16 protein-coding genes are annotated in these 15,511 nt (G+C 50.5%); 2 read left to right on the forward strand and 14 right to left on the reverse strand.

Annotation, left to right across the window (positions count from 1 at the left end):
- Positions 1–4 precede the first annotated feature (4 nt).
- From GUA98_RS15785 to GUA98_RS15845, 14 genes are all read right to left on the reverse strand, one after another.
- On the reverse strand, positions 5–1,321 hold the full coding sequence (locus tag GUA98_RS15785; RefSeq protein WP_193723675.1) for a glutathionylspermidine synthase family protein: 1,317 nt from the start codon (positions 1,319–1,321) through the stop codon (positions 5–7).
- 5 nt (positions 1,322–1,326) lie between these two features.
- Positions 1,327–1,611: a hypothetical protein gene (locus tag GUA98_RS15790; protein ID WP_127537430.1), complete on the reverse strand. Its 285-nt coding sequence runs from the start codon at positions 1,609–1,611 to the stop codon at positions 1,327–1,329.
- Positions 1,611–2,078 carry a hypothetical protein gene (locus GUA98_RS15795; RefSeq protein WP_193723739.1) on the reverse strand — a complete coding sequence of 156 codons (468 nt, stop codon included), beginning with the start codon at positions 2,076–2,078 and terminating at the stop codon, positions 1,611–1,613. Before GUA98_RS15795 ends, GUA98_RS15790 begins: the two co-directional genes overlap by 1 nt.
- 249 nt (positions 2,079–2,327) lie before the next feature.
- Positions 2,328–4,253: a ribosomal protection-like ABC-F family protein gene (gene abc-f / locus GUA98_RS15800; protein WP_193723676.1), complete on the reverse strand. Its 1,926-nt coding sequence runs from the start codon at positions 4,251–4,253 to the stop codon at positions 2,328–2,330.
- A gap of 97 nt (positions 4,254–4,350) precedes the next feature.
- Entirely contained in the window at positions 4,351–4,512 is a 162-nt protein-coding gene (locus GUA98_RS15805) for a hypothetical protein (protein ID WP_193723677.1), read from the reverse strand.
- Between the two features lie 113 nt (positions 4,513–4,625).
- Positions 4,626–4,910 carry a hypothetical protein gene (locus GUA98_RS15810; RefSeq protein WP_193723678.1) on the reverse strand — a complete coding sequence of 95 codons (285 nt, stop codon included), beginning with the start codon at positions 4,908–4,910 and terminating at the stop codon, positions 4,626–4,628.
- 40 nt (positions 4,911–4,950) lie between these two features.
- A complete protein-coding gene (locus GUA98_RS15815) occupies positions 4,951–5,949 on the reverse strand; it encodes a glycosyltransferase (RefSeq protein WP_193723679.1) in 999 nt (332 codons plus the stop codon).
- Between the two features lie 17 nt (positions 5,950–5,966).
- Positions 5,967–6,932 (reverse strand): phosphotransferase family protein, encoded by a 966-nt coding sequence (locus tag GUA98_RS15820; protein ID WP_193723680.1) that lies wholly within the window; start codon positions 6,930–6,932, stop codon positions 5,967–5,969.
- 232 nt (positions 6,933–7,164) lie between these two features.
- Positions 7,165–8,106 (reverse strand): glycoside hydrolase family 113, encoded by a 942-nt coding sequence (locus GUA98_RS15825; protein WP_193723740.1) that lies wholly within the window; start codon positions 8,104–8,106, stop codon positions 7,165–7,167.
- 70 nt (positions 8,107–8,176) lie between these two features.
- Positions 8,177–8,329 carry a hypothetical protein gene (locus tag GUA98_RS29595; protein ID WP_221805898.1) on the reverse strand — a complete coding sequence of 51 codons (153 nt, stop codon included), beginning with the start codon at positions 8,327–8,329 and terminating at the stop codon, positions 8,177–8,179.
- A gap of 20 nt (positions 8,330–8,349) precedes the next feature.
- A complete protein-coding gene (locus GUA98_RS15830; protein ID WP_193723681.1) occupies positions 8,350–9,387 on the reverse strand; it encodes a glycoside hydrolase family 130 protein in 1,038 nt (345 codons plus the stop codon).
- 108 nt (positions 9,388–9,495) lie between these two features.
- Positions 9,496–10,335 (reverse strand): carbohydrate ABC transporter permease, encoded by an 840-nt coding sequence (locus tag GUA98_RS15835; RefSeq protein WP_227779688.1) that lies wholly within the window; start codon positions 10,333–10,335, stop codon positions 9,496–9,498.
- A complete protein-coding gene (locus tag GUA98_RS15840) occupies positions 10,332–11,219 on the reverse strand; it encodes a carbohydrate ABC transporter permease (RefSeq protein WP_095290862.1) in 888 nt (295 codons plus the stop codon). Before GUA98_RS15840 ends, GUA98_RS15835 begins: the two co-directional genes overlap by 4 nt.
- A gap of 233 nt (positions 11,220–11,452) precedes the next feature.
- Positions 11,453–12,766, reverse strand: coding sequence for an ABC transporter substrate-binding protein (locus tag GUA98_RS15845; protein ID WP_095290861.1), 1,314 nt, complete (start codon positions 12,764–12,766; stop codon positions 11,453–11,455).
- A 221-nt stretch (positions 12,767–12,987) separates the two neighbouring features.
- Here GUA98_RS15845 and GUA98_RS15850 point away from each other — a divergent pair, with 221 nt between their 5' ends.
- Both GUA98_RS15850 and GUA98_RS15855 read left to right on the forward strand, forming a co-directional pair.
- A complete protein-coding gene (locus GUA98_RS15850; protein WP_193723682.1) occupies positions 12,988–14,169 on the forward strand; it encodes an AGE family epimerase/isomerase in 1,182 nt (393 codons plus the stop codon).
- 2 nt (positions 14,170–14,171) lie between these two features.
- Positions 14,172–15,356: a glycosidase gene (locus GUA98_RS15855; protein WP_193723683.1), complete on the forward strand. Its 1,185-nt coding sequence runs from the start codon at positions 14,172–14,174 to the stop codon at positions 15,354–15,356.
- The last annotated feature ends 155 nt before the right edge of the window (positions 15,357–15,511 follow it).

Raw genomic sequence — 15,511 nt, forward strand, 5'->3', positions numbered from 1 at the left:
CTCATCATCCAATACGTTCATTGACCGCAGCCGCACAATAATAGGCCATATCTCCGGTCACTTTCTCCCCGATTCGGGGCAGCACACCGGCGAAACGCCCACCTATGACAAACACGCCTGTCAGCAGATACCCGCTATATTCCCCGTCTTCAGTCACGATGCTTGCCTGTTCCATTGGAACCAGCTGCTGATAAATCTTCGGTTGATTGTTATAGTACGCAGCGATGTCTTCATCTTCGTCCTGGCCTGCTTCTGACGTTTTACTCTCCGTTCCTTCACCCAGCAGCACCGTGCCTCGGCCCTCTCGGCCCCAATAGCTTTTCTCGACATAAGGCGTGGACTCCAGTTCGAAGGGTCCTGCTTCAAAATAAGTGGGCAACAGATACCGCGAAATGGACTCCAGCTCGGCATCCGTAAACAACCGAAAACCGCAGTACTCTGGTGTCTGTTCATTGCGCTCATAGAGTGACCAGATCGCAGCCATGAAGCCTTTGCTCTGCATCAGGACATGCTGTACGGGGTTCATCAGCCCAACCCGCCCTTCCTGTACCAGTGCAAGCAGCGCTGCACCGATGTCCACACCTGTTGTCTCATCCCGATCATCAACGAGATACTCCAGCGGATACAGACGATACAGCAGCTGAATCTCGTGTCCATCATGATACAGTGCCTCTCCGGGAACAATCTCCAGTTCCTCCAGAGGAGCATAACGCACCTCATATCCAGCCTCCTGGCAGCGTCTCATCAGATACTCCGTATTGGTCCGATCCTCCACATGCTCCCCAAATGAGGTAAATGTTACTGGTCCTCGCAGCCCTTGCTCGGCATAAGACTCCAGCCACCCGCGAAAGCATTCACGGATGCAAGCATCCATGTCTGCTGATGGCGCCCTGAAGTCATCACGTTCGGCCATGCCCACCAAAATGCGCTCCAGCACCGCAGCTTCGGGTATGCCCGTAGGCGTGTCGGTATTGTTTTCGATACACTTGAACCCCGCCTCGCCGATGATCCAGTCCTGACGTGTAATACCACCCGTCACCATTTCCATCCTTGCTGTCGCAATGAGCCCTGGATGAATACCCAGCTGCTGCTCCAGAAAGCTATCCGGCATGTACTGCTGGATAAATCGCATGACTTTGCCGTATATTCCATCAACCTGTGCAGCGGCATGCTGTAATTCCTTCATTTCCTGAGGTGTATACAGGGTTAGTGAGGGTACACAATATTGCTTGCCATACATTCGGTGATACGGCACATGCTGCCCCGCCTCGCCCGCAAACACCTCTTCGTGACTATATGGCAATGAGTGAATATGCCTCATATCCTTTAGCCTCCCGAACTGCGGAAGAAGCTGCCAAATCCGCTCGATTTGGACTTCGAGTTACTATAGGAGCTGCTCTTGCTACTACTGCTGCTGCCACCATATGAACCGCCATAATAATAATGCCCACTGCTGGAATCATACTCACATCCGGTGTCATAATCCGGGTCGCATTCGTCATTGCTGCCGCAGCCCGACAATACCGCAGGTACAGCCAGCATCAGGGAAAAGGCAACCAGCTTTGCCTTGGACCCGGGTTTCGATGAATGGTGCCGCTCTTCTTCTGTCATTACAGGTCTACCTCCTTCATAAAAAACAACACTTTCCGGCGATCCGCATCCAGCACCGAATACACGAATTCATACGTCGTTCCGTTACGAACCATATAATGGTCCAGCAGACGCTCGGCGAGTTCCATCGTGTACGAGGACGATTCTGCAAGTTCCAACTCCTCAAATGCCTTTCCATTCCACAGCATGTACTCTGCGCTGTACATGGAGGACATTTTGCACATGGCCAGTGCAGCGTCCGCAATCGCTGTACCGTAATCTGCAGGCATCTGGCTCTCATAGGCAGTCACATAGATCACATGATCCCGCAGATCCTCGCACTCGTTGGACAGATGGGCCCACAATTTGTTTTTCATCAGGGTTGCATCCACCAGTTTGCGCATAAACAGTTCATCCCGGGTAACAGATACGTGCTCCAGCTGCCCGGTCTCGGCCTGCCGATCGTCCGACCAGCTTCGATAAGTCAATGCGTAATAGATAACGATAACCTCCCTTTTGTGTAGCTCTAAGTTGAGCCGCTTCAAATCATACAAACGTATTTAACGCATGAGAAGGGAAAAAGTTACACTATTCCCTATGACATGTAAATAAGGACATTCCCAATGCACCTTTTGAAGCCTATTGCAGGGGAGAATGACTGTATTCAACATCCGGAAAATTAAAAGGCCGGAGACCATTCTCCGACCTTTCATGTTCGTCCTTGCTTTGACGAACGATCATAATTCAGCCCATTGGGCCAATAACTCATTGTATTCACCCGACAGCTGCTCACGCTCATTCCACAGCTGTTCCAGTTCGGCAGAGCTTGCCTGCAATTCAAGCTGGTGGTCAAGCTTCTGAATCTGTGCCTCCAGACGAGCCAGCTTCTGTTCCAGCTGCTCGGCTGACTGTCGTTTCCCCGCTCCATTCTCTCCTTGGCGAGAATTACGTTGTTCCTTAGATTCGGCACGATCACGAGGAAGGGCCGGAATCTGAACGGCATGCTGGGCCGCTTCACCTGCCCGCATTTGCAGTTCAAGCTTTTTCTCCCGATAGGCTTCATAATCCCCGAGATAGGTGGTCATCTCGCCATTCTCCAGCTCCCAGACACGTGAAGCCATACGGTTCACGAAGTAGCGATCGTGAGAGATGGCAAGCACCGTGCCTTCAAAGTCAACCAGGGATTCTTCCAGTGCTTCTCTTGAAGCAATGTCCAGGTGGTTCGTTGGTTCATCCAGCAGCAGTACGTTCGGCTTGCGATGCACCAGCAGGGATAACCGTAGACGGGTCCATTCCCCGCCAGATAACTGCCCAACCGAGCGGAATACATCTGCCCCATAGAACAGATACCTTGCCAGAATGCCACGTGCTTCGCCTTCTTCCACGCCTGCCTCCAGGCGGAAATGTTCAAGCACGCTCAGCTTCGGATTGGAAGGCTCCTCCTGCTGTGCCAGATAGCCAACGTCCACCCTTGCTCCCCATTCAAGCTGACCGGAAGTAGCCTGCTCTTCTCCCAGCAGCAGCTTGAACAATGTGGTCTTGCCTGAGCCATTACGTCCAATCAGGGCCACCTTGTCTCCGAACTCCAGCAGCGCTGAAACGCCGCGCAGGATCGGACGTTCTCCGTAAGCCTTCTCGACCTGATCGATCACCGCCACGCGGCGGCCCGTGCGGTCTGTAGGACGCACATCGAAATCTGCATTGCGCCGCTCCAGCACAGGCCGCTTCACCTGCTCCATCCGCTCCAGTGCCTTCCGCATCGAAGCGGCCCGCCGGAAGAACTTCTCGTTCCCGCCAATGCGTCCCCATTCCTCCAATTGACGGATCGTTTCCTTCATTTTCTTCATGACCTTCTGCTGCTCCTTGAACTCCTCAAATTGTTGCAGCAACCGTTGTTCCTTCACCTTCATGTATTCCGTATAGCCGCCTGTTGACGTTTGCGCTTCGCCATCCTCCAGCTCCAGTGTTCGGGTCACCACCCGGTCCAGAAAATAACGGTCATGGGAGATCAGCACAATCGTGCCTGTGTACTCCCGAAGATAGCTTTCCAGCCATTCCACCCGCTCCAGATCAAGGTGATTGGTCGGCTCATCCAGCAGCAGCAGATCGGGACGGACAATCAGCTGTGAAGCAAGCACGACGCGGGTCTGCTCTCCTCCGGAGAGGGAGCCGAACCTCCAGCCATAGTGTGCTTTGGCAATATCCAGTCCGTCCGCCACCTGATCAATCCGTGCGTCCATCTCATACCCGCCCTCACGTTCAAACTGTTCCTGCAGTGCGGCATATCGTTTCAACAGACGTTCCAATTGGTCTGGATCTGCTGCATAGTCCGGGTCAGACATCTGCTGCTCCATTTCCTTCATGCGGCTGCGGCACTCCATAAGTGCTTTGAATCCCAGAGCCAGCACATCCAGTACCGTATAATCATCCAGCCCTTCCGGTACCTGGGCTACATAGCCGATCCGTGTATCCTTTTTGATCATCAATTGCCCTTCGTCCGGCTGATTCAGCCGGGCCATCAGGCGCATCAGTGTCGTTTTGCCGCTTCCGTTGCGGCCGATAAGGGCGACTTTGTCCCCCTCCATAATTTCAAAAGTAATGCCGTCCAGCACCAGATGTGCTCCGTGGTATTGAGTCAGTTGTTGCGCGCTAATGATCATCATAATAAGGTTCCTCCTATGGTATGGAAGATCCTGACCGCAACACAAAAAGAGCCGCAGAGGTTAGCTCCGCGGCCCTTCAGAATTCAAGCTTAATCGCTTATCGTCCGAATGAGGTCAAGGCAGGCATCTTCTCGCAATGGTTAACTTCCGTATATTCAAAATTGGACAGACTTCTCCCGTTGTAGCAAAAAGTGTGAACAATGCCAGCCATAGCAATCGGCAGCTGGCTAATACGGTTGTTAAGCATCTCGTGATTCACCTGTCTTCACCTCCCTTGTCATAATTAATGCCAATATATCACAGACGATTGCATCTCTGCAACCATGTCATGCGCCTAGCATCAAGTCCAAGGCTCTTTCCCCCAAGACCTGATCATTTCCTTCTCCGACGCTGCAGCACCAGAGCCGTAATGGCGACCGTGATCAACGTTAATAAGCCCGATGTACCCAGAGCTGCACCAAGCAGCGCATAACCGATACCGTTCCATCCACCCATATCGATGCTGATCATGATTACAATAGCCCCTCCGAGCAAAGTCACACAAGGCAGGATGGACTGAACCCATGTCATTCGGCGGCCCTGGATCCGGTACACAAGCCATTCCAATAACAGCTGTACTGTCCACATGCCAAGCGTCCATAGAATAACGATATCCACAAAATCCTCTCCTCACAGTTGGAGTCTGCTGCTCATCAGCTTATTTCAACCAATCTGCAAAAAACGTCCGGTACCCTTCCTTCATAATTGTGCGCGAAAAGGCTCCAAACGCATACTCACGGTTGTCCTCCGATACATTGCGCGGTGCAGCAGCAGCCATATTCACCAGCTCAAACCAGTTATCCTCATTGCCTGCAAAGGCATGTGTAGAACGAATATGGCCGTAGCACGCATGCTCAGGCTTCACGATCATTTTGCCCATAGCCATCGCTTCCGTCAGGGGCATCGCGAACGTATCAAACGCAGAGCAGCTCCAATATACCTTGGCAGAGTTCATCAGAGTAAAGACTTCATCCTGGGTCAATGCAAACTGAAGTTTCACATTGTCCGGTATGTCATATTTCTTCATGCTCTCCTCATAACGCCGTCCGCCAAATACCATGTACACTTCCTTGTCCGGGTTCTGCCGGGCATATTCCAGCACCAGATCCGGGCGACGATTCGCTTCATCCCGGCCGATCCAGAGCACGCGGTTGTGCACGACCTGACTTGGGTCATAATGGCGGTGTGCCAGCTCCTCATTGAAGCCGATCGGAATGACGCTCACATCATGTACGCCGAAGTTACGTCCGAGTTCTGTTTTCAAAAACTCCGTTTGCACAATGGCTTTATCCACCATGGTATAGAATGGCTTCATCATCTCATACCCCGTCAGTGCCGGGTCAGGGAAGCTGTGCGGAAACAGCACACTTTTGGGCAAAAACATCTTCAAAAATGTAAACCCGGATACCGTGTAGATGACATGCTCTATATTTTGGCTATAAATCTGGTCCAGCACGATATCGTAGTTTACCAGATCTCCCTTCTCGTGTTCATAACCGGGCAGCCAGTCATACCCGCTCACATGGCGCTCCGGCGATATAAACACAATATCTACCCCAAGCTCCAGACCGATCTGCTTCAGCCGATCAGCGAATACGCGTGGTCCCTGCGCCTCGGTGAATTGAATTTTGCGCATAACGAGTCCTACTTTACGCATGTTCTGCCCCCTCATGTCTATTCGGTAAATAGCTGGTTCATGCACTGTTCCAGCGTGGCTGCCGTCTCATTCCATTGATTGCGCAGCTGCTCCTCCGGCCATACGCAGTCTGCCTTCTGCAGATCCGAATCAATCAAGCGCAGCATCCAGAGCGAGAATACAACGGCATACGCTGCATACCATCTTCGAAAAGAAATTCTCTCGGTCCGCTGTCCGCGCTGCTCCAGCTCGTTCAGATACGTCTGAATGATCCGCTCCCGAAGCTGTGGTGTAATATGTCTCGGAAACAGCGGATGAGACAGATCCACCAGATGATATACATCCCAGAGGGGCGTATTCAGATGGGCATGTTCCCAATCGATAATGACAAGTCTGCCATTCACATCGGCCATATTGCCGGGATGCAGATCCCCGTGACACAGGACAAGCGGAAGTTCTTTGTCAGCTGTTTGAATAAGTGCCCTGATCTCGTCCCAATCAGATGCAGAGAGCGTCATTCCCAGCTTGGACAGCAATTCATCCGTTGATTCCTGGGCATCCCGGAGTTCCTGCAGCATGTTCCCAATGGACGGCTTCTGGCCCACACGGGGCAGCTCGTCCCATTGAGGTGCCCAGAGCGTGTGCCATTCCGCCATATGTACAGCTGCAGACAGCAATGTATCTTCCTGCAAATCATGCACAAGCGGCCCAAGGTCCTCGTAGATCAGCCAGCTCTGTTCCGGAGCAACGGCTTCCTCCGAGGAATCGATTAGCGTCGGGTAGATGGAGGGCAGTAAGGACAGTACATGCCTGGATATCCACCGTTCACGCCCATGCTGCCCCAGATTCGTGAGTGGTTTGAAAATGTAACTCTCTCCGCTGTGGACCGTAAATCGCTCCACATACCTGGCGTTCATCCCCTTATAGAGCGGTTCCCGGCTGGTTATAGCCTGTTCATTCAGGGTCCCTTCAGCCGTGACCCAGCCATGTGCATGTTTGTTCATGATCAACACCGTCCATTCGTCCTTCCGTACCTGCTCATTGATATGTTCTATCCATCATACGTTGCTGCGCACATGCCCGCAAGCGTGAAACGAAGTACTCTCGCCCAAGGAAAACAAAAAAAGACGCACATGAGGATAATCCAGGATTATCTGCATGTACGCCTTTTTCTTCGTCATTGCTCGCTCTGCTTCATCATCAATATCGCAGTTCGGACTTGCTATACCAGGGAGGCTAAACTTCGACCGACAACCTTTCATAGAAACGACGAATAACACGCTCTGCCGGTTTACCATACACGCCGTAACCATTATCGGTCAGGGCATTCTTTTCCTGATACAGGTTCGCACTCCAGTCCCATAAACCGAATCCCCGCACCCAATCCCGCTGGCTGGCATGCCTAAACATGGCCTCGTAGAAACGCTCCTGTTCCTCTACACTGACCGCACCTTCCAGACCCCAGTCATTCGGTACCTGGGCTGATCCACTGCGGCTGGGACAGCCTGCTTCGGCGAAGAAAAAGGGTTTCTTGTAATGCGCAATCTCCTGTTCAATACGGTCCAGCTGCGCTTCCCAGTCTCCGATGGGATAATATCCGCTCGATGAGATCACATCCACTGCATCCCACCATGTCACATGACCTTCCTGATACTTGTCCGTATTGTACGACACAAGTCCGGAGTACACCTCACGTACAGCCGCAATCACCTCGCGCCATTCCGCGCTTCGACGCTCGGACTGTACCATCTCGCAGCCAACGATAAACATCTCGCATTTCTCCTGCTCCGCAATGGCTGCATAGTGCTTCTGATAAGCGGTATAACTGCGGAACCAGTCCTTCCACTTCGGCTCACACGGCACATCAATATCAAAAAAGTTAATGTGTGCACGCCACGTGCCATCAGTGCAATTAACGGTTGGTTTCAAAATCACGCGCAGCCCAAGGGTGCGGGCGTAACGAATCATGTCCAGCAATTCGTCATCCTCCACCATATGCTCTCCCCGATACTTCACTTCTACCGCCTGCGGGTGATCCTGGAGTGCCGCCAGCGCAAAAATGACATGTGAACTGCCCGTTCGTTCAGCCATCAGGCGCAGAGACTCTTTGGCTTCCGGTTTACGGAATTCCCCTCTGCCGCTCATCCAGCCAAATGTAAATCCCTTAATGTACTCCATATGCATTGCGCTGTAGAGCCCCTTTCATGTTCAACATATTTCTAAAATAAACAGACGATCTTTCCACTCGTCACTCCGATTGCAGCACCATCTTCCGATCGCCGTTATCCCCGGATTTTCTTTTAATCCCTTTATTAAGGGTAAAATCCGGGGATAAATGCGAACGCTCCGCTTCTTCAGATTGGTTCTGCACTCTCCGTTGTTGTGTAAACCATAGCTTCATTTTAAATTGTTTCACTGCAATTAAAGCTTGCCTTCCTCGCGGTCTCCGGCGATGACTTCGTCGGTCTCGATGACGTAATTTACGATCTCTTCCACGGTGGTATACGCCACGCCAACATACGTATCCGCTGCACCATAATAAATAGCGATTCGTCCTGTCTCCGCATCATGCAGTGTAGCGCATGGGAAGATGACATTGTCCACAAAGCCTTGCTCCTCATACCATTTCTCAGGGGTCAGCACGAAATTCGAGGAGCGATATTTTACTTTCGATGGCTCATCCAGATCCAGAATGACTGCACCCATGCTGTATACAAAACCGTTGCACGTTCCGGTGACACCATGGTAGAACATCAGCCAGCCTTCAGATGTTTCAATCGGAGCAGGACCGCCGCCAATCTTGACCGATTGCCACCAGCCCTGACCGCCTTTGCTCATGACATGGCGATGCTTGCCCCAGTACACAAGATCAGGACTTTCACTCAGGAAAATGTCGCCGAATGGTGTGTGGCCGCTGTCACTCGGTCTGGACAGCATGACATAGTTATCATTGATTTTGCGTGGAAACAATACGCCATTGCGGTTGAACGGCAGCATCGGGTTTTCAAGGCGCACAAACGTTTTGAAATCATCCGTTTGGGCCAATCCCAGCGCTGCACCGTAGAAATCAGTACACCAGATGATATAATACGTGTCTTCCACCTTAACCAGACGCGGATCGTACGCATAGTTCGGCATGAAGGGATCACCATTCTCATCCACAAAAGGAATACGCTCCTCTTCAATGATCCATGAAAGACCGTCTTCACTCGAACCCATATGCAGGTGCGGACGACCATTAATCGTTTCGGCGCGGAACACACCAATAAACTTTCCTTCATAAGGAACAACGGCACTGTTGAAAATGCGGGCAACTCCTTTGACCGGGTTACGCGGCACGACCGGATTGGCTGAATGTCTCCAGACCGGCCCTTCTGTTCCCTCCGGTTTATCCTCCCAAGGCATATTCGGCAGGGCATCTCCAACAATGTGTACGTTTTTCGGTTTAACAACTGTCATCGTTTCATTTCTCCCTTCGGTGATAAAGGCGACTATGTTTCTCCAGACTTTTACTGCCCTCTCCGTTCCTGGGCATGTTCCATATCCATTTCATACAACCTTCGCATCTTATTTCACAGAGCCTTGTGCGAAGCCGTTGTAGATGTACTTCTGTAACAGCAGGAAGATGATCATCGTTGGAATAATGGCAATCATGATGCCTGCGCTGATAACCTCCCACTGGGAACCGAATGGCCCCTTGAATTTGAACAAGGCAGTAGATATGACCTGCAAATCGGTCTTTGGCATGTATAGAAACGGTGTGTAGAAATCGTTGTAGATGTTGACCCCTTTTACGATAATGACCGTAACAATCGCCGGTTTCAGCAAGGGCAAAATAATTTTCCAGTAGATCGTGAAGTAGGAGGCCCCATCCAGCATGGCGGATTCATCGAGTGCATTGGAGATGGAACCCAGGAACTGGAGGAAAATATACACGGCAATGATATCTGTCCCCAGATACATCACAATGGCTGCCCAGCGGGTGTTGAACAGATCCAGGGCGTTAATAATCTGGAATGTGGCGACCTGTGTCGTAACACTGGGTATCAGGGTAGCGAGCAGGAACGCGGCAACCATGATTTTTTTACCTTTAAACTTGAAACGATCCAGCACGTAAGCGATCATGGAGCCCGTTAAAGTCGCACCCACGATGGAAATGATCAGGATAATAATCGTATTTTTGAAACCGACCAGCATGTTGCCGTCCACAAAAGCCTTGGTATAGTTCGCAAAGTTCAGCCAGTTGGCTGGCGGGGCAAGTGGACTGCTCGTGGCATATTCGGCGTTGGTCTTAAGTGATGCAAACAGCACCACAACAATGGGTACAAGCGCAATGAACGCTGCAAGAATAAGTGAGGCATATTTGAATAGGCTCGCAAGGGTGTATTTGAGTTGATGCACGTTCATTCCTCCCCTTTCATGGTCACACGCTGAACGAGCGTAACGAGAATGACGATGAACAGCAGCACAACGGCCATTGCCGATGCCAAGCCCAGTTTGCCGTACTTAAATGCCAAGTGGACAGTCTGGATGACAAAGGTCTCACTTCCGTTGGAGCCGTCGGTCATAATATATGGAATATCGAACGCACTGATTGCGCCGCTAATCGCCAAGATCAGGTTGAGCTGCAGGATACGTGTAATACTCGGCAGGATGATATGGCGGAACTGCTGCCAGCGATTGGCCCCGTCAATATCCGAAGCTTCATAGACATCCTTTTGAATGGAAGAGATCGCACCGAGGAAGATGATGAAGTTGAAGCCCATGTATCTCCATACGGATGCGCCTGCAAGTGACACGTTAATAATATTCGGATTCCCCAGCCAGAGCTGGGTATACTGCCCAAGTCCAACCGCCTGCATGAGAGTATCGAGGGTACCGTCCGGTTTGAAGAAAAAGAGGAAGATAAATCCGATAGCTACGCCATTCAGCAGATAGGGGAAGAACAATATCCCTTTAAAAAAGTTTTTGCCTCGAATTTTGAAACTCAGGATGGTTGCAAAGTATAGGGCCAGGCCCATCTGTATGAACGTGGCAGCAAAATAGTAGAGACTGACAATAAACACTTTGAAATATTCAGGGTCACTGAAGATCCGCGTGTAGTTCTCAAACCCAACATAGTCGAATCTTTTGCTGTATCCGTTCCAATCGGTGAAGCTGTATTTAAACATGTTAATGACAGGTAAATAAGCAAACGTGAACAGCAGTGCCAACGGAATAATTGAGAAGGCACAGATGATAAATATGCGCTGCGCTGAATAACCCCAATTCGAAATCTTTAAGTATTTCATGCTCTCCACACCTCCAAGCGGTTCTGCCGCTTTTATATCGAAAGACTCCCGCCCAATTACGCTGATATATCCACTACTGAAGATGGCATTTCACATCCGTTAAACAGATGCAAAATGCCTTGATGAAAAAGGGAATCCCTTCTTCCTTCAGTCCGTGTGCGATGCCTCGCTGTATGTCAACGGTGGTCAGACGTACGTATTGCAGTGACAACGATGCATCTGCTGTAAACTGCTTACTTCGTGAGTTCTGCCCGCGCTTTCACCCATTTGTCATTCAGATCCTTCATGATGTCGTCATACGATTCGCTGCGGTTACCGATGGCTGCTTCGATAATGCGTTTCTTGAAGTCCGGCTGCCAGAGGCCGATCTCGCCTTCATTGTCGATTTTATCAACCAAGCCCTCCTGTCCTTCTTTGGCAGGGGTTAATGTGGAGAATGTAACGTCCTTGTATTGATCCAAAATGGGTGGCAGCTCCGCATTTTTGTCTGCGCTCATGCCTCCGCCTTGCTCAACTGCATAGTTGGATTTCGCGAGGAACCAGTCGATCCATGCTTTCGCAGCAGGCTTGTTCTCGCTGTTCACGTTCATGCCGATGTTATAGTCTGCGGCGAGCGGAACGACGACCTCACTTGCATTTGTAGGGAATGGCAAGAATCCGATATTATCCGGTGTATCCGTCAAGCCCTGGATTTGCGTAATCGCCCATGATCCAAGTGCCATCGTTGCAATTTTGCCGTTCGCAAGGTCAGCCTTGGAGCTTTCCCAATCGGTTGTGGTTGGATCCTTCTCGATCAGGCCATTCTTGGCAGCATCGTACAGCACTTTGTACAGTTCATAATGCGGCTTGCCGGCCACAAAGTTCTCATCCGTGTTCGGCTGATCAATGTTAACGTAGTCCACACTGCCTGCAACCGTCGCCAGATCGGACTCCCACTGCGTCAAAGCCCAACCGGACGCATAGTTGGTGTACAGAGGAATTGCATCTGTATTGTCTTTCACAAGTTGGAGAGCTGCCTGGAACTGCTCAGGCGTCTTGGGCACTTCTGTAATGCCGGCATCCTTGAATACCTGCTTGTTATAGATAATTCCAGAGAACGTGATGACGGTAGGGATACCATACACCTGGCCATCGACCATACGTTCTTCAATCCCTGTGTACTTGTCTTTCAACTCGTCATACGTGCCCAGCGGTTCAAAAAAGTCCGGGATATCGGCAATAGGTACGCTGGTCGGAATCATCAGCACGTCACCGTAGTCTTTGGTACTCATCCGGATTTTCACTTGGCCCTCGTAATCGGCCAGTGACTGGAAGTTTACTTTGACATCCGGATACTCCTTGTTAAATGCTGCTGCGTAATCCTTGAACACGGTATCCACAATATCCGTACGCTGCGTCAAAACGGTAATCTCACCTTTGATATCCGCAGGATCTGTGCTGATTTCCTCCCCTGCTTGTGAAGATTCACCTCCTGAAGAGCAAGCTGCGAGTAGTGAAGTAATGAGCAGCATGGTAAGCAGAAGCATCCAGCCTTTGTTTTTCTTCAATCGATTCGACCCCTTTGCTAAGTTAATTTAAGTTATCGTTAAGGTTACAAAATGGATTTTATTATGGTAACGCTTACCTGTCAATTAAATTATTTATTACTTAACAAAAGTTTTTCTCAAACGACTCGTTGACAACATCTATATCCGAATCTAATATTATTAAATAAAGTTACCGATAACTTAAATAAACTTGATCCTGTAATTCAAAGGGGCGCTTACTTATGACGAACAGCAGTGACATCCGGACTGAAATAAAAGAACACTGGGAAGGACATATTTTGCCATTTTGGTCTGCCCTCAAGGACCATACCCACGGCGGATTCTATGGTTGGGTTGCCAATGATCTTCAGGTCGACCCTCTCGCTCCCAAAGGCGGAATCGCCACGGCACGACAGCTGTGGTCTTTTGCAGCAGCTTACCGGGTAACCGGAAATGAAATCTGGCGTGATCACGCAGAACACGCTTACCGTTTTCTGGCGGACCATGTCCTTGATACGGAATTTGGCGGGTTGTATTGGATGGTGGATGCCCAAGGAGCACCACTCGATACGAGTAAACATGTGTATACGCAATCCTTCGGGGTGTATTCACTGAGCGAGTACTACCGTGCTACTGGGGATGCCTCTGCTTTGAAACTTGCAAAAACGCTTTTTGCTCTGATTGAGGATAAGGGCCTGAATGCAGAATTACCTGCGTATAAGGAACAATTCGACCGCTTCTGGAATGAACAGCCGAACGAAATGCTGAGTGAGAACGGCGTGATGGCGGATTATACGATGAATACACATATCCATGTGCTGGAGGCCTATACCACCCTCTACCGAGTATGGCCGGATCAGCAGGTGAGAGCGGCGCTAGAACGCCTGCTGGGCATCTTGTATGAACGGGTGTACGACAAGGACACGAAGTTTCTCGGGGTATTTTTCAACAAGGCGTGGGAATCCATTATCGATCTGCAATCCTTCGGGCATGACATTGAAGCCAGCTGGTTAATTGACGACACGTTGAGAGTGCTGGGGCTGGATCACCATCCGGAGTACTCCGCGATGGTGACGGATATTGCCTATAACATTTCCAATGTGGCCGTACAGGCCGACGGCTCTCTGATGAACGAACAAGAGGGAACTCATGTGGATGAGAAACGGATATGGTGGGTGCAGGCAGAGGCGATGGTCGGCTTCTATAACGCCTATCAGCGTACAGGCGACCCTATGTTTCTGGAGAGAGTGAACCGCTTGTGGGCATATACGAAGGAACATATTATCGATCGTCGTGCTGGCGGGGAATGGTACTGGTCGGTAGACGGAGACGGCGTTCCGGATCAGAGTGAAATTGCCGGACCATGGAAATGCCCGTATCACAATAGCAGGTTTTGTATTGAACTAATCGAGAGGATGGGATAACGATGATACACCCAAAGTACAAGGAGTTACTGGAGCAACAGGAGCAGCTGCTTACACGCCAAAATGAGATTGATCCTGCATTCTACAACGGTGTATATGATCGGTATCGTTATCCAGTGATTACTCGCCATCACGTGCCGCTCCACTGGAGATTCGATCTGGACGATACGACCAACCCCCATTTCATGGAGCGTCTGGGTATTAACGCTACGCTTAATCCGGGGGCCATCTACTTCAATGGCAAATACGTGATGGTCATCCGAACCGAAGGGTTGGACCGCAAATCGATCTTTGCTCTCGCTGAGAGCGACAACGGCATCGACGGATTCCGCTTCACGGGCAAGCCATTGGTGTGGGAAGACATCGATCAAGAAGAGACCAACCAATATGATATGCGACTCGTTCAGCATGAAGATGGCTGGATCTACGGCATCTACTGCTCTGAGCGCAAAGACCCCGAAGCACCGGCATTTGATACGTCCAGCGCGGTGGCACAGGCAGGTCTTGTGCGCACACGTGATCTGGTTAGCTGGGAGCGCCTGCCCAACATTACGACAGGCTCACCACAACAGCGGAATGTGGTTCTGCATCCGGAGTTTGTCGATGACAAATATGCATTTTACACCCGCCCACAGGACGGATTCATCTCCACCGGCAGCGGCGGCGGAATCGCCTTTGGGCTGTGTGATGATATTCTGAATCCGGTTATTGCCAAGGAAACCATCATCGACGAGCGCAAATATCATACGGTTTACGAAGTAAAAAACGGCCAGGGACCTGCCCCGCTCAAGACAGATCACGGCTGGATTCACATTGCGCACGGGGTACGCAACACGGCGGCGGGTCTGCGTTATGTACTGTACACATTCGCCACGGATCTGAATGATCCGGCACGAATCATCGCCAAGCCGGGCGGGCATTTCATTGCACCTTATGACGACGAGCGTGTAGGCGATGTATCCAATGTTATTTTTTGCAACGGTGCGGTGGTTAATGAACAGGGTAAAGTCTTCATTTATTACGCATCCAGCGATACCCGCTGTCATGTGGCGACAACGACGCTGGATAAACTGGTTGATTACACCTTCAACACCCCGGCCGATCCGTACCGTTCCCTGGATTGTGCCAGCCAGCGTGGTGATCTGATCGAACGGAACTTGGAACTTTTGCAAAAACAATCGGTTTAATATGAAGACCAGCCTTCAACCCAAAAACGCAAGATGCTGAAAAATTAGCGCAGATCCTGCCAGAATTTCTTTATTCCATGTGGGTAACGATGTATACTGATATGGGTGGTTATTATGTTTAAGTAAGCGCTAATCATAATGACAGCACATTGTAT

Source organism: Paenibacillus sp. P13VS (genome assembly GCF_015143645.1).
In the GTDB taxonomy this organism is placed as follows: Bacteria; Bacillota; Bacilli; order Paenibacillales; family Paenibacillaceae; genus Paenibacillus; species Paenibacillus xylanilyticus_A.